Source organism: Nocardia tenerifensis NBRC 101015 (assembly GCF_000308715.1).
Classification (GTDB): domain Bacteria; phylum Actinomycetota; class Actinomycetes; order Mycobacteriales; family Mycobacteriaceae; genus Nocardia; species Nocardia tenerifensis.
On the sequence record NZ_BAGH01000015.1, the window covers coordinates 1 to 21,626 of the forward strand.

Consider the following 21,626-nt stretch of genomic DNA (forward strand, 5'->3'; position numbering starts at 1 on the left):
CAGGTAGCCGCCCTTGTCGATCTGCTCGCGGCTGATGCCCGCGTTGGCCAGATACTGGATGGCGTAGTCGCAGAAGAAGCCGCGGTCGTTGGCCGCGATGCAGCCGCGCGGCAGGCCCTTCGGCTCCGGCAGCACGCCCAGCGGCTTGGTCTTGGCCTCACGGAACTCGTCGGCCCGGCTCGGGATGTTCTGGATCATCGTGTCCAGCACCGTGTTGCGCCGGGCCAGCACGCCCTCGGAGTTGCTGTAGGGGTTCAGTTTTGAGGAGCTCTGCACCATGCCGGCCAGCATCGCTGCCTGCGACACGTTCAGCTCCGAGGCGTCGACGCCGAAGTAGGTCTGCGCCGCGTCCTGGATGCCGTAGGAGGAGTTGCCGAACGGGACCAGGTTCAGATACCTGGTGAGGATCTCGTCCTTGGTCAGCTCCCGGTCGAGGGTGAGCGCCATCCGGATCTCCCGGATCTTGCGCGCGGGGGTGGTCTCGATGGCGGCCCGGCGTTCGGCGTCGGTCTTGGCCACGACGAGCAGCTGGAAGTTCTTCACATACTGCTGGTCGAGCGTCGACGCGCCCTGCTGCACCTCGCCGCTGCTGGTGTTGGTGAGGAACGCGCGCAGCGTGCCCTGCCAGTCGACGCCTTCGTGCTCGGCGAATCTCCGATCCTCGATGGAGACGATCGCCAGCTTCATGTCGTTGGAGATCTTGTCGCTGGGAACCTCGAAGCGGCGCTGCTCGTAGAGCCAGGCGATCGGTGTTCCACTCGCGTCCACCATCGTCGAGACGGCGGGGGCGGTGCCCTCCACCAACTCCGAGGACACGTTGTCGACTGCGTCGGCGGCGCGGTTCGAGACGAATCCGAAGCCACCTGCGAGCGGGAACATCAACCCGGCGACGAGCACGGCGGCCAGCGCGCAGCTGCCGGCCAGCCTCGCGAGCGTATGTGTGATCGGCACGATCCCCAGCCTACGGGGTGGGGTCCGAACCCTCTTCCGTGCGTTTACCGGAAGCCAATTCGCGTGGCCGTTTGGGCGTGTCGCGGGGGCGAGTCTGGCGTGTCGCGGGACGGCGCGCCGCGAATATGCCGGGCCTTCCGCCGCTCGCGGCATTTTGCAGGGACGGACGTACCAAAAATTCCGGGGGCGGTCTTGCGCTAGGCCCATACCTTTACCTAGATTGAGAACCCAGTGTGATAGAGCTAACACTCAAAGTGGAATGTGGTGCAGTTCGCAGCGGGGTTTGGGTTGCTGCGACGCTGACACGCGATTCTGGAGCGCCGTTGACCCGGTGTTCGGACTGCAAAGGGGCACACCAAATGCACATGACAACCCCCATCGCTCGATTGGACGTGGAGCAGGCCGAAGCAAGGATCGCCTGGGTAGCCCAGGCCCGATGCAAGGAAGTGGATCCCGATCAGTTGTTCGTTCGCGGCGCTGCCCAGCGCAAAGCCGCGACGATCTGCAGGCACTGCCCGGTGCTGATGCAGTGTGGTGCCGACGCGCTCGACAATCGTGTGGAGTTCGGCGTGTGGGGCGGTATGACCGAGCGGCAGCGTCGTGCGCTGCTCAAGCAGCATCCCGAGGTGACCTCCTGGGCCGACTTCTTCCAGGCCCAGCGCCAGCATCAGGTGGCAATGTAGCCACGGCGAACATTCGGAACTGAGCCTGCGAAAGCGGGCTCAGTCCCGTTTCAGGGCAAATACTTCCGTTTGGAGCGATAGCCGATGCGTCTATGTATCAGGCGGACGCGCGGACTCCGGTGAGCTGATCGCCGACGGCGCGCAGCGCCTCGAGATCCGACACTTCGAACGGCAGCGCGGTCACCGCCACGATCGGTACCCGCGGATGCGCGCCCGTAAACCGGTGCAGCAGATGCTGTTCGCGCTTGTCCGTGGCGACCCGCCTGGCGTGAATGCGCAACACGGCGGCGGTGAGCGGGTCGTCCTCGGCCAGTTGCTGGGCCGCGGTCAGCGCGCGGTCGGCCGAGAGTGAACTGAGCGCCGGATGCGTCCGATTGAGGATCAGTCCCGCCAGCGGCATCCGCTCGGTGGACAGCCGGTCGACGAAGAACGACGCCTCGCGCAGCGCGTCCGGCTCCGCGGCGGCGACCACGAGGAAGTGGGTGCCCGGCTTGGACAGCATCGCGTAGGTGCGGTCGGCTCGGTCCTGAAAGCCGCCGAACAGCGAGTCCAGCGACTGCAGGAAGTTCGACGCGTCCTTGAGCATCTGCCCGCCGACGATGGTGGACACCCCGCGCACCGCCAGGCTCATCGCGCCCGTGACCAGCCGGGTTACCCCGCGGCCCGGCGCCATGATGACCCGGATCATCCTGCCGTTCAAGAAGTTTCCGAGCCGCTTGGGCGCGTCGAGGAAGTCGAGCGCGTTGCGCGACGGGGGAGTGTCGACCACGATCAGGTCCCACTCCTTGCGCGCGGCCAGCTGGCCGAGCTTCTCCATCGCCATGTACTCCTGCGTCCCGCCGAAGGAGGACGCGACGGTTTGGTAGAAGGGGTTGGCGAAGATCTGCTCGGCCTTGTCCGGGCTGGTGTGCTCGAGCACCATGTCGTCGAAGGTGCGCCGCATGTTCAGCATCATCGCGTGCAACTCGCCCTTGGCCTCCGGGCCGAGCGGCACCCGCTGCGGGGTGTTGCCCAGATCGGCGACGCCGAGCGACTGGGCCAGCCGCCGCGCGGGGTCGATGGTGAGCACGACCACCTTGCGACCCTGCTCGGCCGCGCGCAACGCGATCGCGGCCGCCGTGGTCGTCTTGCCGACGCCGCCGGAGCCGCAGCAGACCACCACCCGCGCGGTCCGGTCCTGGATGATGTCCGAGATGTCCAGTGGCGCGGCCACATTCGGAGTGCTCATCGGACCCCCTGCTTGCTGAGATGTTCGGCCAGTTCGTACAGGCCGCCGAGGTCCATGCCGTCCGGCAGCGCAGGCAGGTACAGGCGGGACACGTCGACCTTGCCGAGCTCGGCCGCGCTGTCGTCCTGCGCCTGCAAAGTGGCGGCGTGCTCGGCGGTTTCGGTGATCAAGCCCTGGAAGTCGTTGTCCGAGAGCGTGATTCCCGCCCCGGTCAGGCCCGCCCGAATGGCGTCGGTGTCCACCTCGCCCCGTGCCGCCGCGGCCTGCGCCGCCGTCGGCAGCTGGCCCTCGGTGGCGCGGTTCACGATCACCGTGCCGATGCGCAGATCCGCCGCCGTCAGTTCGGCGACGGCGTCCGCGGTCTCCTGCACCGGCAGCGCCTCGAGCAGGGTGACGAGATGGATCATCGTCTGGTCCGAGTGCAGCAGCTTCGAGACGCCCTCGGCCTGCGAGGCGATCGGCCCGCCCTTGGCCACCTCGAGCATGGCCTGGGTGACGTCGAGGAAGCTGGCGATGCGGCCGGTGGGCGGCGCGTCGACCACGATCTCGTCGTAGACGCGCTTGCCGGACTTGTCGACCCGGACCGCCGTCTCCTTGATCTTGCCCGTCAGGATGACGTCGCGCAGGCCGGGCGCGATCGTGGTGACGAACTCGATGGCGCCCATCCGGCGCATCGCCCGGCCCGCGAAGCCGAGGTTGTAGAACATGTCGAGGTACTCGAGGAAGGCGTGCTCGATGTCGAGCGCGAGCGCGACCACCTCGCCGCCACCGTCGGCGGTGGCGATCCGCGTCTCGGTCGGCGGCAGCGGCGGCAGATCGAACAGCTGCGCGATGGACTGCCTGCTCTCCACCTCCACCAGCAGCACCCGGCGGCCACCGGCGGCCAGCGCGAGCGCGAGCGCCGCGGCGACCGTGGACTTGCCCGTGCCTCCCTTCCCGGAGACATAGTGCAAGCGGGCCTTTTCGGCGCGCTTCGGCCACCCTGTTTCCAGTCCCGGCTCCGCCGAAAGAGGCTCTGCTGTTGGTACTCCCACGCTCGCGAGCCTATAACCCGTTCTGAGATCGCGCCCGAGGGATCCGCTTTGTGCCTGGTCCAGCGCGTGTGGCTGTACCAGACAGCGGGGTCGTTGCGTCATCGGCAACGCGGCGAATGCGCCCGTCGCGGCCCCACGGATGCCGGACACCCCGACGGGCCGCGAACACGCGGTGCCGCAGGCGCGGCAAATAAGACAGAGCTACGCTCACCAACATGAGTGAAGCGAGCTTGTGGGAGTACGCGACCGTGCCGCTGTTGACGCACGCGACCAAGCAGATTCTCGATCAGTGGGGCGCCGACGGCTGGGAGCTGGTGACCGTGTTGCCGGGGCCGACCGGTGAGCAGCACGTCGCCTACCTCAAGCGTCCGAAGTAGGGGAGAAGGGCATGACCGCAGTGACTCAATGGGAGAGCAACCTCACTCGCCTCGGGCTGACGCTGCCGCCGGTCGCGGCGCCCGTGGCCGCCTACATCCCGGCGATCCGGACCGGCTCGCTGGTCTACACCTCGGGTCAGCTGCCGTTCGTCGACGGTGAGCTGTCGGCGGTGGGCAAGGTCGGCGCGGAGGTGACCACCGAGCAGGCGAAGGAGGCCGCCAAGCTGTGCGCGCTCAACGCGCTCGCGGCGGTACACGGCCTGGTCGGCCTGGACGCGGTGGTTCGCGTGGTGAAGGTGGTCGGATTCGTCGCCTCCGCACCGGGATACAACGATCAGCCGGTCGTGATCAACGGCGCGTCGGAGTTCCTCGGCGAGGTCTTCGGCGACGCGGGCGTGCACGCGCGCTCCGCGGTCGGCGTCTCGGAGTTGCCGAGGAACACCCCGGTCGAGGTGGAGATCATCGTCGAGGTGCAGTAGCCGCGTCCTCCACCGCGCGGGCACGGCGTGTTCGCGGCCTCGCCGGCCGCGAACACGCGGGCCAACCGGGGGCGGAACGCTGAGGGTCGATAGGTCGCACTCGAGGACAAAACTGATATGGCACTTGAACATCCCGCGTACGGACAGCTCCGGCAGGTCACCCCGACGGCGGCGGTGCTGCTCGCGGACAACCCCGGCCAGATGACGCTCGAGGGAACCAACACCTGGATCCTGCGCGCCCCGGGACGCTCGGACTGCGTCGTGATCGATCCGGGCCCCAAGGACAAGGCGCACGGCGCCAAGATCGCCGAGGTCACCGGGGGCGAGATCGCGCTCACGCTGATCACCCATCGGCATCACGATCACACCGGCGGCATCGACCATCTCGTCCAGCTGACCGGAACCCCGGTGCGCGCCAAGGAAACCGAGTTCCTGCGCGGTACGACGCAACCGCTGACCGACGGCGAGGTGATCGAGGCCGCCGGCCTGCGGATCACCGTCGTGGCCACGCCGGGCCACACCGGTGACTCGACGAGCTTCGTGCTCGACGACGCCGTGCTCACCGGCGACACCATTCTCGGCAGCGGAACCACCGTGCTCGACTCGAGCGACGGCACCCTCGCCGACTACCTGGCCTCGTTGGACTGGCTGGTCGAGATCGGTGCGGGCAAGGCGCTGCTACCGGCGCACGGCCCGGATCACCCCGATCTGGAACCGGTGGCCCGGTACTACATCACGCATCGGCAGCAACGCCTCGACCAGGTGCGCGAGGCGCTGCGCGAGCTCGGGCCGAACGCGGGCGCGATGGCCGTGGTCCGGCGCGTCTACGCCGATGTCGACAAGCGGCTGTGGCTGGCCGCGCGCAGCTCGGTGCAGGCGCAACTGGAGTACTTGCGCGCCGAAGGCTGAGCCGAAGGCGCTGCGGCCGAGCCGAACACGACAAACACGCTGGGTTCCAGGAGCTGAACCCAGCGTGTTGTTCGACGAGTGCGTCAGCGCGCGCGGCGGGCCAGGCGCTCCGAGTCGGAGATGAGCACGCTCTTGCCCTCCAGCCGCAGCCAGCCGCGGTGCGCGAAGTCGGCCAGCGCCTTGTTCACGGTCTCGCGGGAGGCGCCGACGAGCTGCGCGATCTCCTCCTGGGTCAGGTCGTGGGTGACCCGCAGCGCACCGGCCTCCTGGGTGCCGAAGCGCTGGGCGAGCTGCAGCAGCGCCTTGGCGACCCGGCCGGGGACGTCGGTGAAGATGAGGTCGGCCAGGTTGTTGTTGGTGCGACGCAGGCGACGCGCGAGCACGCGGAGCAACTGCTCGGCGATCTCGGGGCGCTGGTCTATCCAGGACTTCAGGGCGTCGCGATCCATGGTGACGGCGCGGACCTCGGTCACCGTGGTGGCGGTGGAGGTGCGCGGGCCCGGGTCGAAGATCGACAGCTCGCCGAACATGTCCGACGGACCCATGATGGTCAACAGGTTCTCCCGGCCGTCGGGGGATCTGCGGCCGATCTTCACCTTGCCCGAGGTGATGATGTAGAGCCGATCTCCCGGCTCACCCTCGTTGAAAATGACGTGGCCGCGCGGAAAATCCACCGGCTGCAATTGCTTGGCGAGGGCGGCCACCGCAGTGGGCTCGACGCCCTGGAAGATGCCTGCTCTGGCGAGGGCCTCGTCCACTTATGTGCTCCTTATGGGAAATGGCTCTGTACTGGACCGAAAGCGACTCGGCCAACAGCGCAGTCTACGCGGCATGATGACAGCGTAGTGACAGACACCACGTAACGTGTGGATTGCGTGGCGCAGCGAGGAACCGTACCAGTTCCTGATCTTGGCTTTCGGCCGCGCCCGCGTAATTCGCCCAGCTCTGGGGGCCGGGACTGTCGGTCACATGTCAGCTTGCCCGTGCCACATCCAGCTCGTCGCCGCGGGCGCGGCGCTTACGCATCCGGGCCACGGCGGCTGGCAGGCCGAGCCTCGTCAGCTCTTTCACCTCTGCGTTGCTTGCTTTGTCCAGGTACTGCTGAACCTCTTCGTCGGGTTCGAGAAGTTTGCGGAGCCGGTTCTCGACCCGCTCCATACCCAGTGCGAACAGCATCAACAGCACTGGGAAGAGCACCACAGCGAGTCCTTGCATACGGAGGAGTAAACACGGTCTAGGTCTCAGATGGAACACGGCAACCGAACTGGACGGGCAACGTTCGCCGATGGTTCCGTATGGTGGACGAGTGCGTGTCACCCCCTCTACAGCCGCCGAAAACGGGCGTGCGTCCGCCCCTGAGGCGACCGATGCGCAACCGGTTCCGGTCGCCGCTCCGAAACGGAAATCCCGCGCGCGACAGGCGGAAACTCAACGGGGACTGGTGCGCCGGGCCCGTCGAATGAATCGCACTTTGGCGACCGCTTTCCCGGATGCGCATTGTGAGTTGGACTTCACCACTCCACTCGAATTGGCGGTCGCGACAATACTTTCCGCGCAGTCCACGGATGTGCGCGTGAATCTCACCACGCCGGCCCTGTTCGCCAAGTACCCGGATGCCCGCGCCTACGCCGAGGCCAGCCGTGCGGAGCTGGAGGAATACATCCGCTCGACCGGTTTCTTTCGCAACAAGGCCAGCTCACTGATCGGCCTCGGCCAGGCGCTGCTCGAGCACCACGACGGTGAATTGCCTCACACCATGGACGAACTCGTGCGTTTGCCGGGGATCGGCCGCAAGACCGCCAACGTCATTCTCGGCAATGCGTTCGGGGTGCCCGGCATCACCGTCGACACCCATTTCGGCCGGCTGGTCCGGCGCTGGGAGTGGACCGCCGAGGAAGATCCGGTGAAGGTCGAACACATCATCGGCGAACTCATCGAGCGCAAAGAGTGGACGATGCTGTCGCACCGGGTGATCTTCCACGGCCGCCGCGTGTGCCACGCCAGGAAGCCGGCCTGCGGTGTGTGCGTGCTCGCCAAGGACTGCCCGTCGTTCGGCGTCGGGCCGACCGACCCCGACACCGCCGCCGAGCTGGTGAAGGGTCCGGAGCGGGAGCACCTGCTCGAGCTGGTGGGCCGGTGAGCCGATTCCCGGTCGCCTTGCGTTGGGCGCTGGCGGGATTGATCGCCGTGGTCGCGCTCGCGGTGGCCCTGTGGCCGCGCGAGCGCGACGCCGACACCGCGGCGGACGACGGGCAGCGGGCTCGCCCTAGTGCTCAGGTGTCCGAGCGTCAACGTCTCGACGCCGACCTTGCCGCGTGCCCGCGACCGGCCCCCGGCGCCACCGGATCCGGCCCGCTGGCAGGTATTTCCGTCGACTGCCTCGCCGACGGTGGAAACGTCGACCTGGCCGCCGCGCTCGCTGGCAAGCCCGCGCTGCTGAACCTGTGGGCGTACTGGTGCGGGCCGTGTGCTCAGGAATTGCCGTATTTGCAGCAGTTCGCCCAGCGCGCCGGAAACGCGATTACCGTGCTGACCGTGCACAGCGACCCTGATGAGGCGAAGGCGATTTCACGACTGACCGGACTGAACGTGAAACTGCCCGGTGTTCTCGACGCCGACGCGCGCGTGCGCACCGCCGTCGGCGCCCCCGCCGTGCTGCCGATCTCGGTGTTGCTGCGGGCCGACGGCTCCGTCGCGCGGGTCGAGGTGCGCGCGTTCACCGGGGTGGACGACATCGCGGGCACCGTCGGGCGCGAGCTCGGGGTCGCCGCATGAGCATCCCTGTGCCCCAAGACATTCCGACATGGCTGCGCGGAGCCGCCGAACCCGCCGCGGACACCTCGGACACGCTCACACTGGCCCGAACCCTGCGTCGCGCCATGTCGCTCACCTCGACCCCGCGGCAGGCGGCGGTCCTCGTGCTCTTCGGCGGCTCACCCGAGGCCGATCCCGACGCGCCGGGCGGCCTGCCCGCGGACGCGGAGGTGCTGCTCACCCAGCGCGCCGCGACCATGCGTCAGCACCGCGGCCAGGTCGCGTTCCCCGGCGGCGCGGTGGATCCCGGCGACACCGGGCCGATCGACACCGCGTTGCGCGAGGCGTGCGAGGAGACGGGGCTCGACCGCTCCGGCGTGGAACCCTTTGCGGTGCTACCGAAGTTGTTCGTGCCGCCGTCGCGTTTCGATGTGACGCCGGTGGTCGCCTATTGGCGCACGCCCAGCGAGGTCGGGGTGGTCGACGAGAGCGAGACCGAACGCGTTGTCCGCGTACCGGTCGCCGACCTGCTGGATCCCGCGAACCGCTTCCTCGTCCGCGGCAGCCTCGGCTATCAGAGTCCCGCCTTCCAGGTGGACGGCATGCTGGTGTGGGGCCTGACCGGCGGTATCCTCGCCGGCATCGTCAAAGCCGCGGGGTGGGAACGCGATTGGGACCACCACGACGTCCGTGACCTGGAGACCGCCCTCGCTGATGTGGGAATGACCTTATGACCAGCTCGGCCTGGCTCGATATCGCGGTGGTGCTGCTCGCGCTGCTGGCCGCCTCCTCGGGGTGGCGGCAGGGCGCGGTCGCGTCCGCCCTCGCCTTCCTCGGCGTCGTGCTGGGCGCGGTCGCGGGCATTCTCATCGCGCCGCACATCCTGATCCATGTGGACGAGGGCCGCACCCGGGTGCTCACCGGCGTGCTGCTGATCGTGGTGCTGGTGATCGTCGGCGAGGTCGCGGGCATGGTGCTCGGGCGCGCGGCGCGCGGCGGCATGCGACATCCGTTCACCCGCAGCGTGGACAGCGTGGTCGGCGCGGCGCTGCAGGCGGTGGCCGTGCTGGTCACCGCGTGGCTGCTCGCGTTGCCGCTGGCCACGTCCTCGCCGCCGTCGATCGCCACCGCCATCAACGGCTCACGCGTACTGGCCGACGTCAACGAGGTCGCGCCGAACTGGCTGCGCCGCCTGCCCAACGAATTCTCCAAACTGCTGAACACCTCCGGCCTGCCGGACGTCATCGGCCCGTTCGGGCATGCCCCGGTCGCCGCCGTCGACCCCCCGGACCCGAGCGTGCTGTCGAGCCCGGTCGCCGCCAAGTTGCAGGCCAGCGTGCTGCGCATCCGTGGCATCGCGCCGAGTTGCCAGCGCGCGCTGGAGGGTTCGGGCTTCGTGATCGCTCCCGAGCGCATCATGACCAACGCCCACGTGGTCGCCGGCACCAACAGCGTGCAGGTGGACACCGTGCGCGGCCCGCTCGACGCGACCGTGGTGCTGTTCGATCCGTCCAAGGACGTCGCGGTGCTCGCGGTGCCCGGCCTGACCGCGCCGGTGGTTTCGCAGGCGCCCGAGCCCGCGCGCCCCGGCGACAGCGCCATCGTGCTCGGCTACCCCGGCGGCGGTCCGTACACGGCGAGCGCGGCCCGCGTCCGGGAGACGCTGGATCTGACCGGCCCGACGATCTACCGCGACGGCACCGTGGAGCGCCAGGTCTACACCGTGCGCGGCCAGGTTCGTGCGGGCAACTCCGGCGGACCGCTGGTGGATACCGAGGGCGAGGTGCTGGGTGTCGTCTTCGGCGCGGCCGTCACCAACGACGACACCGGCTACGTGCTGACCTTGGCCGAGGTCCGCGCCCAGCTCGACGCCGCGTCCGGCTCGTCCGTCGCGGTGGGCACCGGCGCCTGCGTGCTCAGCTGAGACTCCGGGTCGCCTGCGAAGGCGATCCGGGTCCGGCTCGGCCTTGTCTCCGAACCCGGCCGGTCAGAGGACCGAGTCCGGCCGGATTTCGACACGGGGCCTAGGCGAGCAGCTTGGCCAGTTCGGCGGTGACCATCTCCGGGTTCTCCTGGTGCGCGTAGTGCCCCGCGGCGGGGACGGTGGCCAGGCGGCGGTCGGGCGAGAGGTGCTGGCCGCGGCGGAACGTGCCGCTGAGAATGTAGGGGTCGAGGTCGCCGCGCAACGCGAGCACCGGAATGCGGATCGGCTCGCGCATGGTGGCCATGAAGCGGCGGCCGTCCGGCCGCCACTGGCTACGGAAGGCCCAGCGCTGATACTCCAGCGCACAGTGCGCGGCGCCGGGAATCTGGATGGCCGAGCGCATGCGCCGCGCGGTGTCGACGAATTCGGCCGTGCCCGACCATGATCCGCACACCCGCTGGCGCAGCAGCCGCTCCACCTCGAACCCGTCGCCGGTGGTCAGCAGGCGTTCGCCGTAACGGGGCAGCTGGTAGCGCAGAAAGTTCGGCAGCCAGGTCGCGCGCTGGTCGCGATGGCGCAGCACCGCGCTCTTGAGCGCCGCGGGATGCGGCGAGCCGACCACCGCGATGGAACGGACCAGGCGCGGGTGCAGGACGGCGGTGGCCCAGCACACCAGGCCGCCGTCGGCGTGGCCGACCAGCGTCGCGTCGGAGTAGCCGAGCGCGCGGATGAGCCCGGCGACATCGCCGGCCAGCGTCCAGCCGTCGTAGCCGCGCGGCGGTTTGTCGCTGTCGCCGTAGCCGCGCAGGTCGACGGCCACCGCGCGGTAGCCGAGGTCGGCGAGCGCGGTCAGCTGGTGCCGCCAGGACCACCAGAAGTCGGCGAAGCCGTGCAGCAGCACGACCAGCGGCGCGTCGGTGCGCTCGGGGGCGGCATCGACGACGTGGAAGCGGATGCCGTTGGCATGAACGTCCCGATGCGCCCACGGCCCGTCGAAACGGACGCTGGACGGATCCGGAATGTGGTGCGACGACACGCCGAGGCAGCCTAGTAGTTCGGGTATCCGCGCGCGAGCGAGCGGTTACGAAGCGGGTTTTTCCAGCGAGCGGAGCTCATCGTGGCCGGGGCCGCCGAGGCTCTGCGGCAGCACGGTGCGGGCCTGCTTGAGCGAGTCGATCGTCTTCTCCGGCGCCCGCAGCTTCTTCACCCGCAGATAACCGAGCAGCGCGAGCAACGCGGTCGCGACGATCATCAGCGCGAAGACGATCAGGAACGCCGCCCACCGGGCCAGCCACACGTCGAGCAGCTCGCCGAGGAAGAAGAAAAAGAAGAACGTGCTGAACAGCAGCACGGTCAGCGCGAGGATGAAGTAGACGCTGCCCTGCAGGCCCTTCTTGATCTCGCCGGTGACCTCGGCCTTGGCCAGCGCGACCTCGGCGCGGACCAGCGTCGACATCTGCTCGGTCGCGTCGCGCACCAGCGTGCCGAAGCTGGCGCTGCCGGTGGGGTTGGCGTCGGACAGAGGGATGGAGGTCACCGTACGACCGCGCTGTGCGTCGTTCCCGTTGCCGCCGTCTGCGAAACTCACTTGGTAGACCCTTCTCCCTGTCCCAGCACTACTTTCGCTCCGTTCACTCCGCTGCGCTCCCGGTGCCTACGTGGTCACGCAGGCTACCGCTCACGACGCGTCCTACTCTGGTTCTAGCGCACTGTCGTCCCGCCGGGCCTGGTGGACACGCCCGCGACGCAACAGTAGCGCCGAACCGGCGAGCGACGCCGCCATTGATGTGAGCAACACAGCGGCCTTCGCCAACTCGACCGCGGAGCCGTCTCCGACGTCGGCCAGCGCGAGTTCTGCCACCAGAAGGCTAACGGTGAACCCGATCGCGCCGAGCACCGACAGGGCGAACATGTCGCGATAGCCCAGTCCGGCCGGGCGCTTCGCCACGCCGAACCGGATTGCCAGCCAGCTGATCCCGAAGATTCCGGCGGTCTTGCCCAGCAGCAACCCGAGAATCACCGCCAGCGCCATCCGGTCGGTGAACAGCTCGCCGAACACCTTGCCGTCCAACGGAACTCCGGAGGCGAACAACGCGAACAGCGGCACGCACAGCCCGGCCGAGATCGGCTGGATCAGGTGCTCGAGCCGGGTGGCGGGCGCTTCGTCCTCGTCCGGGTCCGGGCGCACCCGGGTGAGCAGACCGAGCACGACGCCGGCCAGCGTCGGGTGGATGCCCGCCTCGTGCAGCGCGTACCAGGACACCAGCCCGAGGGGGATATACAGCCACGGCGTGCTGATCCGTTTGTGCTGAGCCAGCGCCCACGCCGCGAAGCAGGCCGCGGCGGCCAGCAGCCACAGCAGCGCGAGCGTCGTGGTGAACAGGACGGCGATCAGCACGATGGCCATGAGGTCGTCGACCACGGCCAGGCTGAGCAGGAACACCCGCGCGCTGGCCGGGATGCGCGAGCCCGTCATGGCCAGCACGGCCAGCGCGAACGCGATATCGGTCGCCACCGGGATGGCCCAGCCGCGATCCATCCCCGGCGTGCCGTGCCCGACCACGACGGCGATCAGGGCCGGGGTGACCACGCCGCCGACCGCGGCGATGATCGGCAGCGCGGCCCGCTTCGGGTCGGCCAGCTCGCCGACGACGAGTTCGCGTTTGAGCTCGAGCCCCGCCACGAAGAAGAAGACGGCAAGCAGACCGTCCTTGGTCCAGTCGGCCAGCGTGAAGTCGAGGTGCAGCGCCGGGATGGCCAGCTTCGCCTCGGTCATCGCGACGTAGCTGTCGTCCCACGGCGAGTTCACCCACAGCAACGCCACCGCGGCGGCGATGAGCAGGACGGCGCCGCCGACGGTTTCGGTGCGGAGGTAGCGGGATAGTTCCGAGCGCACTTGCGTGATCACGGGGAACCTTTCGGCAGGGTCGGTCAACGCTGCGACCGCGCCGTCCACCGATTCGGCTCTCGGGTACGCGACCGCATGCCGACCAGACTTCCCGGCACACCTTACGCAATCCTAACGGTTAGGGCCGGTGACGTATCACGCCACCGGCCCTACCATGTCTGGCCCTCGGTGCCGGGCTATGCCTTGGTCGCCCGAATCGCCTCGAAGACATTGGGATCGACCAGCGTCGACGTGTCGCCGAGCTCCCGGCCCTCGGCGACGTCGCGCAGCAGCCGGCGCATGATCTTGCCGCTGCGCGTCTTGGGCAGCTCCGGCACCACGTGGATCTCCCGCGGCCGCGCGATCGGGCTGATCTCGCGCGCGACCTCCGCCTTCAACTCGTCGACCAGCGCCGTGCCGGTGTCCTTGGCCTCGGCGGTGAGGATGACGAACGCGACGATGCCCTGGCCCGTGGTCTCGTCGCTGGCCCCGACCACCGCGGCCTCCGCGACGCCGGAGTGCCCGACCAGCGCCGACTCCACCTCGGCGGTGGAGATGCGGTGGCCCGACACGTTCATCACGTCGTCGACCCGGCCCAGCACCCAGAGGTCGCCGTCGGCGTCGAGCTTGGCGCCGTCACCGGCGAAGTACCAGCCCTGCTCGGCGTAGCGCTCCCAGTAGGTGGCGCGGTAGCGCTCCATGTCGCCCCAGATGCCGCGCAGCATGGACGGCCAGGGCTGGTCGAGGACCAGGTAACCATTGGCCTCGGTCTCGCCGCGCTGCACCGGCTTGCCCTCTTCGTCCACGACCAATGCCGAGATGCCCGGCAGGGGCGCCATCGCCGCACCGGGCTTGGTGGCGGTGACGCCGGGCAGCGGGGAGATCATGATCGAGCCGGTCTCGGTCTGCCACCAGGTGTCGACGATGGGCACCGCGCCCGCGCCGATCACGTCGCGGTACCAGCGCCAGGCCTCCGGGTTGATCGGCTCGCCGACGCTGCCGAGCAGCCGGATGCTGGACAGGTCGTGCGCGGCGGGAATCTCCCTGCCCCACTTCATGAACGTCCGCACCAGCGTCGGCGCCGTGTAATAGATACTGACGCCGTACTTTTCGACGATCTGCCAGTGCCGGTGCTCGTCCGGGAAGTTCGGCGTGCCCTCGTAGACCACCTGCGTCGCCCGGTTGGACAGCGGTCCGTAGACGATGTAGCTGTGCCCGGTGACCCAGCCGATGTCGGCGGTGCACCAGTAAACGTCCTGTCCCGCTTTGTGATCGAAGACGTTGTGGTGGGTGTAGGAGGTCTGCGTCAGGTAGCCGCCGGAGGTGTGCAGGATGCCTTTCGGCTTCCCGGTCGTGCCGGAGGTGTAGAGGATGAACAGCGGGTGCTCGGCGTCGAACGGCTGCGCCTCGTGCTCCGGCGAAGCCTGCGCGACGGTCTCGTGCCACCAGAGGTCGCGGCCCTCGGTCCACGGCACCTCGATCTCCGTGCGCCGCACGACAAGTACGTGCTCCACGCTGTGCGGCACATCCCCGTTCGCGAACAGTGCCTCGTCGACGGCCTCCTTGAGCGGCGCGGCCTTACCCCGGCGCCACTGCCCGTCGGTGGTGATGATCAACCGCGCGCTCGCGTCGTCCACGCGCTGGCGCAGCGCGGTCGGCGAGAAGCCGGCGAACACCACCGAATGCGTCAAACCCAGTCGCGCGCAGGCCAGCATCGCGACGACGGCCTCGGGCACCATCGGCATATAGATGGCGACGCGGTCGCCCGCCGCGAGCCCGAGTTCGGTGAGGTAGTTCGCGGCGCGGCTGACCTCGGCGAGCAACTCGCGGTAGGTGATCGCGCGCGAATCGCCCGGCTCGCCCTCCCAGTGGATGGCGACCTGGTCGCCGTGCCCGTCGAGCACGTGCCGGTCGACGCAGTTGTAGGCGACGTTCAACCTGCCGCCCGCGAACCACTTCGCCACCGGCGCGTCGCTCCAGTCGAGCACCTGATCCCAGGGCTGATGCCAATGCAACCGGCTCGCCTGCTCGGCCCAGAACGCTTCGCGATCGGCCGACGCCCGCTCGTAAAGCGCGGCATCGGCGTTCGCCGAAGCGGCGAACTCCGCGCTCGGCGGGTACGAGTCCCTGTGGTCGGCGGTTTCGGTCATCTCGGTTCTTCTTTCCACGTAGCCTGAGCGCACGATTCAAACGCAGCAAGTTCGACAGTAATCAACTGTGACCTACGCCGCGTCCGGTGTGTCCACCGGGTTTCGGTCTCGTCGCCGCGTCGCGCGATGCGCAACGCGGGGGTCGTCCCCGAGACCTCGGATGGCCCCAGCGGAGGCAATGTTCCGGTGGATAGGTCGTTTTCGCGCGAAGTTTTTCGTGTTTCGGCTATGTTGCCGGATTGGTAACAAGTGGAACGAACCTTGGTCAATCCGATGACAGCGACGGCTCTCGCGGTTAATCTGCGAGACACCCAAGGCGGATTGTGCCGGCATGCGCCTGGTGACCTCATGCGCGTGCCACAGGTTCCGCCCTTTCGAAATCGGGAGAACGCGTTGAGATTCAACAGAGCAATGGCGCTGACCGCGGCAGCACTGCTGGCTACAAGCCTCGGCCTGTCCGCGTGCTCGTCGGACGACAGTGCCGACGCCAGCATCGTCACTACCAACGCGGGTGAGCCGCAGAACCCGTTGGTGCCCACCAATACCAACGAGAACATGGGCGGCCGCGTCGTCGACCGATTGTTCGCCGGCCTGAAGTACTACGACGGCAACGGCGTCGCGCACGACGAGATGGCTCAGTCGATCGAGACGACCGACCGGAAGAACTACAAGATCACCATCAAGCCGGACTGGAAGTTCAGCGACGGCACGGCGGTGACGGCCAAGTCGTTCGTCGACGCGTGGAACTACGGCGCCCTCGGCACCAACGCTCAGTTGCAGAGCTACGTGTTCACCCCGATCGTCGGGTTCGAGGAGGTCTCGGCGGAGAAGCCGACCGCCCAGACCCTCAAGGGCCTCAAGGTGGTCGACGAACGCACCTTCACCGTCGAGCTCAAGGCGCCGTCCATCGACTTCGAGACCGAGCTCGGTTACGCGCCGTTCTACCCGCTGCCCGAGGCCGCGTTCAAGGACATCAAGGCCTTCGGCGAGAACCCGATCGGCAACGGCCCCTACAAGTTCGCGCACGACGGCGCGTGGCAGCACAACGTCCAGATCGACCTGGTACCCAACCCGGACTACAAGGGCGGCCGCCCGCCCAAGAACAAGGGCCTGCGGTTCGTGATGTACCAGTCCTTCGACACCGCCTACGCGGATCTGCAGGCGGGCAACCTGGACACCCTCGACACCATCCCGGACAGCGCGATCACCTCCTACAAGAAGGACCTCGGCGACCGGGCGATCACCAAGCCGACCGCGCAGAACCAGCACATCGGCATCCAGACCAACGTCCCGCACTTCGGCGGCGAGGAAGGCGTGCTGCGCCGCAAGGCGCTCTCGATGGCGATCAACCGAGAGCAGATCTGCGAGAACATCTTCCACGGCACCCGGCTGCCCGCGCGTGACTTCACCTCCGCCTCGCTGCCCGGCTTCAACGGGAACCTGCCCGGTTCGGAGTTCTTGAAGTACAACCCCGACGAGGCCAAGAAGCTGTGGGCCCAGGCCAACGCGATCTCGCCGTGGTCGGGTCGCTACGAGATCGCCTACAACTCCGACGGCGGTCACCAGGCCTGGATCGAGGCGGTGGCCAACAGCATCAAGAACACCCTCGGCATCGAGGCCATCGGCTTCCCGTACCCGACCTTCAAGAACATCCGTGACGAGGTGAACGCCAAGACCATCGGCAAGGCGTTCCGCTACGGCTGGCAGGGCGACTACCCGACCATGCTGCAGTTCCTCACCTCGCAGTACTACAGCTACTCCGAGACCAACAACGTCGACTGGAAGAGCCCGGAGTTCGACAAGCTGCTCGATGCCGCGCTGGCCGCGCCGACGCAGGAGGAGTCCTACAAGATCGTCGGGCAGGCGCAGGCCATGATGCTCAGCCAGATGGCCGACATCCCGGTGCTCGACTACATCGCCTCCGCCGGTCGTTCGGACAAGGTGAAGAAGGCCGAACTCGCCTGGAACGGCCTGTTCAACTTCGAGAACATCGAGAAGTAGCCGCTGGTGAGCCGCGCCGCCACGCGCGGAGCGGCTCACCACTGACCCAGGAGGCGAAATGGCCTGGTATATCGTGCGGCGTCTGCTTCAGATGATCCCCGTCTTCCTCGGGGCGACGTTGCTCATCTATGCCCTGGTATTCCTCGTCCCCGGCGACCCGATCAGCGCACTCGCCGGTGACAAACCGATGACCCCCGCCGTGGAGGCCCAGCTCCGCGCGCGGTACCACCTCGACCAGCCCTTCTTCATGCAGTATCTGCTGTATCTGAAGGGCATTGTCACGTTCGACTTCGGCACCGCCTTCTCCGGCAGGCCGGTGCGCGCGGAACTGGCCCGCGCCTTCCCGATCACCATCAAGCTCGCCTTCATGGCGGTCTTCATCGAGGCCGTCTTCGGCGTGGCGTTCGGCCTCGTCGCCGGCCTGCGCAAGGGCAAGCTGTTCGACTCGACGATGCTGGTCGTCAGCCTCGTCGTGATCGCCGTCCCGATCTTCGTCGTCGGCTTCCTCGCGCAGTTCCTGCTGGGCGTGAAGTGGGAAATCGCGCCGGTGACCGTCACCGGGAAGGCGAGTTTCACAGAGCTGCTAGTGCCCGCCTTCGTGCTGGGGTCGCTGTCGTTCGCCTATGTGCTACGACTGACCCGGAACTCGGTGGCGGAGAACATGTCCGCCGACTACGTGCGCACCGCGACCGCCAAGGGCCTCAGCAGGCGTCGCGTGGTGACGGTGCACATCCTGCGCAACTCCATGATCCCGGTGATCACCTTCGTCGGCGCCGATCTCGGCGCGCTGATGGGCGGCGCCATCGTCACCGAGGGCATCTTCAACATTCCCGGCGTCGGAGGCACGCTCTACCAGGCCATCACCCGAGGCGAACCGCCGACCGTGGTCTCGTTCGTCACGGTGCTGATCATCATCTTCCTGATCTCGAACCTGGTCGTCGACCTCCTCTACGCCGCACTCGACCCGAGGATCCGCTATGTCTGACCTCGACAAAGCACAAGGAATCGACCTCGCGGAGAGCGCGGCTCGCGGCAGGCAGACCTATTTCGTCGCGCCGCCGGACGAGGTCGAGGTGCTCGCGACCGACATGGTCGTCGACCACGGCTCGCCGACCAGCATCTGGTACGACGCGTGGCGCCAACTGCGGCGCAACCCGATCTTCATCATCGCGGCGCTGATGATCCTGTTCGTCCTCGTCGTCGTGATCTGGCCCGGCCTGTTCACCAGCCAGGACCCCCGCTACTGCAACGGCGACTTCAGCATGGACCCGCGCGGTGCCGGTCACCCGTTCGGCTTCGACAAGCAGGGTTGCGACATTTACGCCCGAACCGTCTACGGCGCAAGGGCTTCGGTGATGGCCGGGGTCGGCTCCACCATCGTCTTCGTGCTCACCGGCGGTGTGCTCGGCGCGCTGGCCGGCTTCTACGGCGGCTTCTTCGACTCCGTCGTGTCCCGGGTCGCCGAGATCTTCTACGCGATCCCGCTGATGCTGGCCGCGATCGTGATCATGCAGCTGCTCGACTCGCGGACCATCTGGACCGTGATCCTCATCCTCGCCGGGTTCACCTGGCCGCAGGCCGCCAGGATCGCGCGCAGCGCGGTGATCCAGGCGAAGAACAGCGACTACGTCACGGCCGCAAAGGCTTTGGGCGTCTCCCGAATACGCACGCTGATCCGCCACGTGCTGCCGAACGCGGCGGGCCCGCTGATCGTGGTCACCACGATCTGGCTCGGCGTCTTCATCGTCACCGAGGCGACGCTGTCCTACCTCGGCGTCGGTCTGCCGCGCACCATCGTGTCGTGGGGCAGCGATATCGCCGCGGGGCAGAAAGAGATTCGCACCTCCGCGATCCTGTTCTACCCCGCGACGGCCTTGGCGCTCACCGTGCTGAGCTTCATCATGCTGGGCGACGCCGTGCGCGACGCTCTCGACCCGAAGGCGAGGAAGCGATGAGCGAGTTTCGTGACGCGCAGTCGCCACTGCTCGAAATCAGGGACCTGAACGTCTGTTTCACGTCCGAGGGCAAGAAGATCCCCGCCGTGCGCGACGTGAACCTCTCGGTGTATCCGGGCCAGACCGTCGCGATCGTCGGCGAGTCCGGCTCGGGCAAGTCCACCACGGCGCACGCGATCATCGACCTGCTGCCCGGCACCGGTCAGGTGACCTCCGGCTCCATCATGTTCGACGGCAAGGATCTCGCCAAGGCGTCCAAGAAGGACGTAGTCGCGGTGCGCGGCAACGGAATCGGCCTCGTTCCACAGGACCCGATGTCGAACCTCAACCCGGTGTGGAAGATCGGTTTCCAAATCCGGGAAACCTTGGAGGCCAACGGCATCGCCAAGGGCAAGGCCGCCAAGCAGCGCGCCATCGAGCTGCTGCACGAGGCGGGCATGTCCGACGGCGAGCGCCGGGTGAACCAGTACCCGCACGAGTTCTCCGGCGGTATGCGCCAGCGCGCGCTCATCGCCATCGGCCTGGCCTGCCGCCCCAAGCTGTTGATCGCGGACGAGCCGACCTCGGCGCTCGACGTCACCGTGCAGCGGCAGATCCTCGACCATCTCGACGGGCTGACCAACGAGCTCGGCACCGCGGTGCTGCTGATCACCCACGACCTCGGCCTGGCCGCGGAACGCGCCGAGCATCTGGTGGTGATGTACCGGGGCCGGGTGGTGGAATCCGGTCCGGCGCTGAAGATTCTGCGTGAACCGCAGCATCTGTACACCAAGCGGCTGGTGAACTCGGCGCCCTCGCTCGCCTCGCAGCGGCTGTCGTCGGTGAAGCAGCGCATCGAGATCCGCGAGCAGGCGGTGCAGGTGGCCGAGCAGATCGCGGCCGCCGACGCCGAGCTGACCGTGGTCCCCGACGACGTCGTGGTGGTCGACAACCTCACGAAGTCCTTCAAGATCCGGGGCAGTACGCCCTGGAAGTCGACGGACTTCGTTGCGGTGCAGGATGTTTCCTTCCGGCTGCGGCGCGGAACCACGACGGCCATCGTCGGCGAGTCCGGTTCGGGCAAATCGACTGTCGCGCAGATGATTCTGGGACTGCTGGAGCCGACCGCGGGTAAGGTCCTGTTCGACGGCCAAGAAGTGGCGAAGCTGGATCGCAAGGGCGCCTTCGCGTTCCGGCGCCGGGTGCAGCCGATCTTCCAGGATCCCTACGGCTCCCTCGACCCGATGTACTCGATCTTCCGCACCATCGAGGAGCCGTTGCGCACGCACAACATCGGCTCCCCCAAGGAGCGGGAGGCGACGGTGCGCGACCTGCTCGACAAGGTGTCGCTGCCGTCCAGCGTCATGCGCCGGTACCCGAACGAGCTCTCCGGCGGCCAGCGCCAGCGCGTCGCCGTCGCCCGCGCCCTCGCGCTCTCGCCCGAGGTCGTGGTCTGCGACGAGGCGGTCTCCGCGCTCGACGTGCTCGTGCAGGCCCAGATCCTGCGGTTGCTGAACGATCTGCAGGCCGAGCTCGGTCTGTCCTATGTGTTCATCACCCATGACCTGGCGGTGGTCCGGCAGATCGCCGACAACGTGCTCGTCATGCAGACCGGCAAAGTCGTCGAGTCGGCGTCCACCGAGGAGGTGTTCGACAATCCGCGGGAGGAGTACACGCGGCGGCTGCTCGATGCCATCCCGGGCCGGGATCTGTTGGTGAGCTGAGTAATTCGAGCCGACAGTACGAGTTCTGCGGCCGCCTCGACCCGTTGGGTCGGGGCGGCCGTTGTCGTAGGTGGATGCGGGCTTCGGTCGGCGGGATGTGGAGGGTTGACCACGTCATCGATTGTGGTTGTCTCGAGGCGAGGGGCGAGGGGCGAGGGGCGAGGGGCGAGGGGCGAGGGGCGAGGGGCGAGGGGCGAGGGGCGAGGGGCGAGGCGGCGGGCGACACTGCGTGGCGCGCTCCACAAGGGCGCTTTCCGGTATCGTGCTGCGCCGCAGGGCGATCGGCAGGCGTGGGACGGTACCCAAACCGCCACGCAGGCCGCCGAGCCGTCAGGCGGGTCGCAGTGTGTTCAGCCCATGTCGGCGCTCGGTCGTCCGTCACGCGGACCAACACGGTTACCTGGTATTTGATTCGTCGCCGGCCGACAGCACTTCCTGTGCAACCAAGCCCACACGAGGGCAAGTCGTCAGATTGCACTCGACGCCGCACACGACAGGCTGACGAGTAGCGGCGCAGCGCCGATCAGCGGTTCATGACGCCGGAGGGATCCGGGCACCGGCGAGCGCCGCCGCCGGGAGTCCTGAGCGGCT

At 68.0% G+C, this 21,626-nt stretch carries 21 protein-coding genes; 12 read left to right on the top strand and 9 right to left on the bottom strand.

Annotation, left to right across the window (positions count from 1 at the left end):
- The coding region (locus ON39_RS01665) for a transglycosylase domain-containing protein (RefSeq protein ID WP_169335852.1) at positions 1–879 on the bottom strand (879 nt) is incomplete at its 3' end.
- A 431-nt stretch (positions 880–1,310) separates the two neighbouring features.
- Between ON39_RS01665 and ON39_RS01670 the strand changes: the two genes are divergently transcribed.
- Complete coding sequence (locus ON39_RS01670) at positions 1,311–1,634, top strand: WhiB family transcriptional regulator (protein ID WP_014981178.1); 324 nt, start codon at positions 1,311–1,313, stop codon at positions 1,632–1,634.
- 97 nt (positions 1,635–1,731) lie between these two features.
- Here ON39_RS01670 and bagB read toward each other — a convergent pair whose 3' ends face one another.
- Positions 1,732–2,862, bottom strand: coding sequence for an ATPase BagB (gene bagB, locus ON39_RS01675; protein ID WP_040729980.1), 1,131 nt, complete (start codon positions 2,860–2,862; stop codon positions 1,732–1,734).
- Positions 2,859–3,896 carry an ATPase BagA gene (gene bagA, locus ON39_RS01680; RefSeq protein ID WP_051186196.1) on the bottom strand — a complete coding sequence of 346 codons (1,038 nt, stop codon included), beginning with the start codon at positions 3,894–3,896 and terminating at the stop codon, positions 2,859–2,861. The genes bagB and bagA overlap by 4 nt, the downstream gene beginning before the upstream one ends.
- A 215-nt stretch (positions 3,897–4,111) precedes the next feature.
- On the opposite strand from bagA, the gene sp36 reads away from it, so the two are divergent.
- The 3 genes from sp36 (at position 4,112) to ON39_RS01690 (ending at position 5,661) form a co-directional block, all read left to right on the top strand.
- Positions 4,112–4,273, top strand: coding sequence for a Sp36 family protein (gene sp36, locus ON39_RS48090; protein WP_014981181.1), 162 nt, complete (start codon positions 4,112–4,114; stop codon positions 4,271–4,273).
- A gap of 11 nt (positions 4,274–4,284) precedes the next feature.
- On the top strand, positions 4,285–4,752 hold the full coding sequence (locus tag ON39_RS01685; RefSeq protein ID WP_040729983.1) for a RidA family protein: 468 nt from the start codon (positions 4,285–4,287) through the stop codon (positions 4,750–4,752).
- A 117-nt stretch (positions 4,753–4,869) separates the two neighbouring features.
- On the top strand, positions 4,870–5,661 hold the full coding sequence (locus ON39_RS01690; protein ID WP_040729986.1) for an MBL fold metallo-hydrolase: 792 nt from the start codon (positions 4,870–4,872) through the stop codon (positions 5,659–5,661).
- An 83-nt stretch (positions 5,662–5,744) separates the two neighbouring features.
- On the opposite strand, the gene ON39_RS01695 is transcribed toward ON39_RS01690, so the two are convergent.
- Together ON39_RS01695 and ON39_RS46880 are read right to left on the bottom strand one after the other, a co-directional pair.
- The gene (locus ON39_RS01695) at positions 5,745–6,419 is read right to left on the bottom strand and encodes a Crp/Fnr family transcriptional regulator (RefSeq protein ID WP_011206875.1); all 675 of its coding nucleotides are present in this window, start codon (positions 6,417–6,419) and stop codon (positions 5,745–5,747) included.
- A gap of 214 nt (positions 6,420–6,633) precedes the next feature.
- Positions 6,634–6,861 carry a hypothetical protein gene (locus ON39_RS46880; RefSeq protein WP_083894196.1) on the bottom strand — a complete coding sequence of 76 codons (228 nt, stop codon included), beginning with the start codon at positions 6,859–6,861 and terminating at the stop codon, positions 6,634–6,636.
- Between the two features lie 106 nt (positions 6,862–6,967).
- Between ON39_RS46880 and nth the strand changes: the two genes are divergently transcribed.
- From nth to ON39_RS01720, 4 genes are read left to right on the top strand one after another with little or no spacing between them, the layout of a single operon-like run.
- Positions 6,968–7,801, top strand: a complete 834-nt coding sequence (nth, locus tag ON39_RS01705) for an endonuclease III (protein WP_373283649.1) — start codon at positions 6,968–6,970, stop codon at positions 7,799–7,801.
- Positions 7,798–8,436 (top strand): TlpA family protein disulfide reductase, encoded by a 639-nt coding sequence (locus ON39_RS01710; protein ID WP_040729994.1) that lies wholly within the window; start codon positions 7,798–7,800, stop codon positions 8,434–8,436. Before nth ends, ON39_RS01710 begins: the two co-directional genes overlap by 4 nt.
- Positions 8,433–9,149, top strand: coding sequence for an NUDIX hydrolase (locus tag ON39_RS01715; protein ID WP_040729995.1), 717 nt, complete (start codon positions 8,433–8,435; stop codon positions 9,147–9,149). Before ON39_RS01710 ends, ON39_RS01715 begins: the two co-directional genes overlap by 4 nt.
- Entirely contained in the window at positions 9,146–10,339 is a 1,194-nt protein-coding gene (locus ON39_RS01720; protein WP_040729998.1) for a MarP family serine protease, read from the top strand. Before ON39_RS01715 ends, ON39_RS01720 begins: the two co-directional genes overlap by 4 nt.
- A 100-nt stretch (positions 10,340–10,439) precedes the next feature.
- On the opposite strand, the gene ON39_RS01725 is transcribed toward ON39_RS01720, so the two are convergent.
- The 4 genes from ON39_RS01725 to acs form a co-directional block, all read right to left on the bottom strand.
- Positions 10,440–11,375, bottom strand: a complete 936-nt coding sequence (locus ON39_RS01725; RefSeq protein WP_040730000.1) for an alpha/beta fold hydrolase — start codon at positions 11,373–11,375, stop codon at positions 10,440–10,442.
- Positions 11,376–11,420: 45 nt separating this feature from the next.
- Positions 11,421–11,927, bottom strand: coding sequence for a phage holin family protein (locus ON39_RS01730; protein WP_040730002.1), 507 nt, complete (start codon positions 11,925–11,927; stop codon positions 11,421–11,423).
- 102 nt (positions 11,928–12,029) lie between these two features.
- Complete coding sequence (nhaA, locus tag ON39_RS01735) at positions 12,030–13,244, bottom strand: Na+/H+ antiporter NhaA (protein WP_040730021.1); 1,215 nt, start codon at positions 13,242–13,244, stop codon at positions 12,030–12,032.
- Between the two features lie 179 nt (positions 13,245–13,423).
- On the bottom strand, positions 13,424–15,376 hold the full coding sequence (acs, locus tag ON39_RS01740; RefSeq protein ID WP_040730005.1) for an acetate--CoA ligase: 1,953 nt from the start codon (positions 15,374–15,376) through the stop codon (positions 13,424–13,426).
- A 411-nt stretch (positions 15,377–15,787) separates the two neighbouring features.
- Between acs and ON39_RS01745 the strand changes: the two genes are divergently transcribed.
- Genes ON39_RS01745 through ON39_RS01760 form a run of 4 tightly spaced genes read left to right on the top strand, consistent with a single transcriptional unit; the run spans position 15,788 to position 21,035 of the window.
- The gene (locus tag ON39_RS01745) at positions 15,788–17,377 is read left to right on the top strand and encodes a peptide ABC transporter substrate-binding protein (RefSeq protein WP_040730009.1); all 1,590 of its coding nucleotides are present in this window, start codon (positions 15,788–15,790) and stop codon (positions 17,375–17,377) included.
- A gap of 58 nt (positions 17,378–17,435) precedes the next feature.
- The gene (locus ON39_RS01750; protein WP_040730012.1) at positions 17,436–18,362 is read left to right on the top strand and encodes an ABC transporter permease; all 927 of its coding nucleotides are present in this window, start codon (positions 17,436–17,438) and stop codon (positions 18,360–18,362) included.
- Complete coding sequence (locus ON39_RS01755; protein ID WP_051186197.1) at positions 18,355–19,332, top strand: ABC transporter permease; 978 nt, start codon at positions 18,355–18,357, stop codon at positions 19,330–19,332. Before ON39_RS01750 ends, ON39_RS01755 begins: the two co-directional genes overlap by 8 nt.
- The gene (locus ON39_RS01760) at positions 19,329–21,035 is read left to right on the top strand and encodes a dipeptide ABC transporter ATP-binding protein (RefSeq protein ID WP_040730015.1); all 1,707 of its coding nucleotides are present in this window, start codon (positions 19,329–19,331) and stop codon (positions 21,033–21,035) included. The genes ON39_RS01755 and ON39_RS01760 overlap by 4 nt, the downstream gene beginning before the upstream one ends.
- Positions 21,036–21,626: the final 591 nt, after the last annotated feature.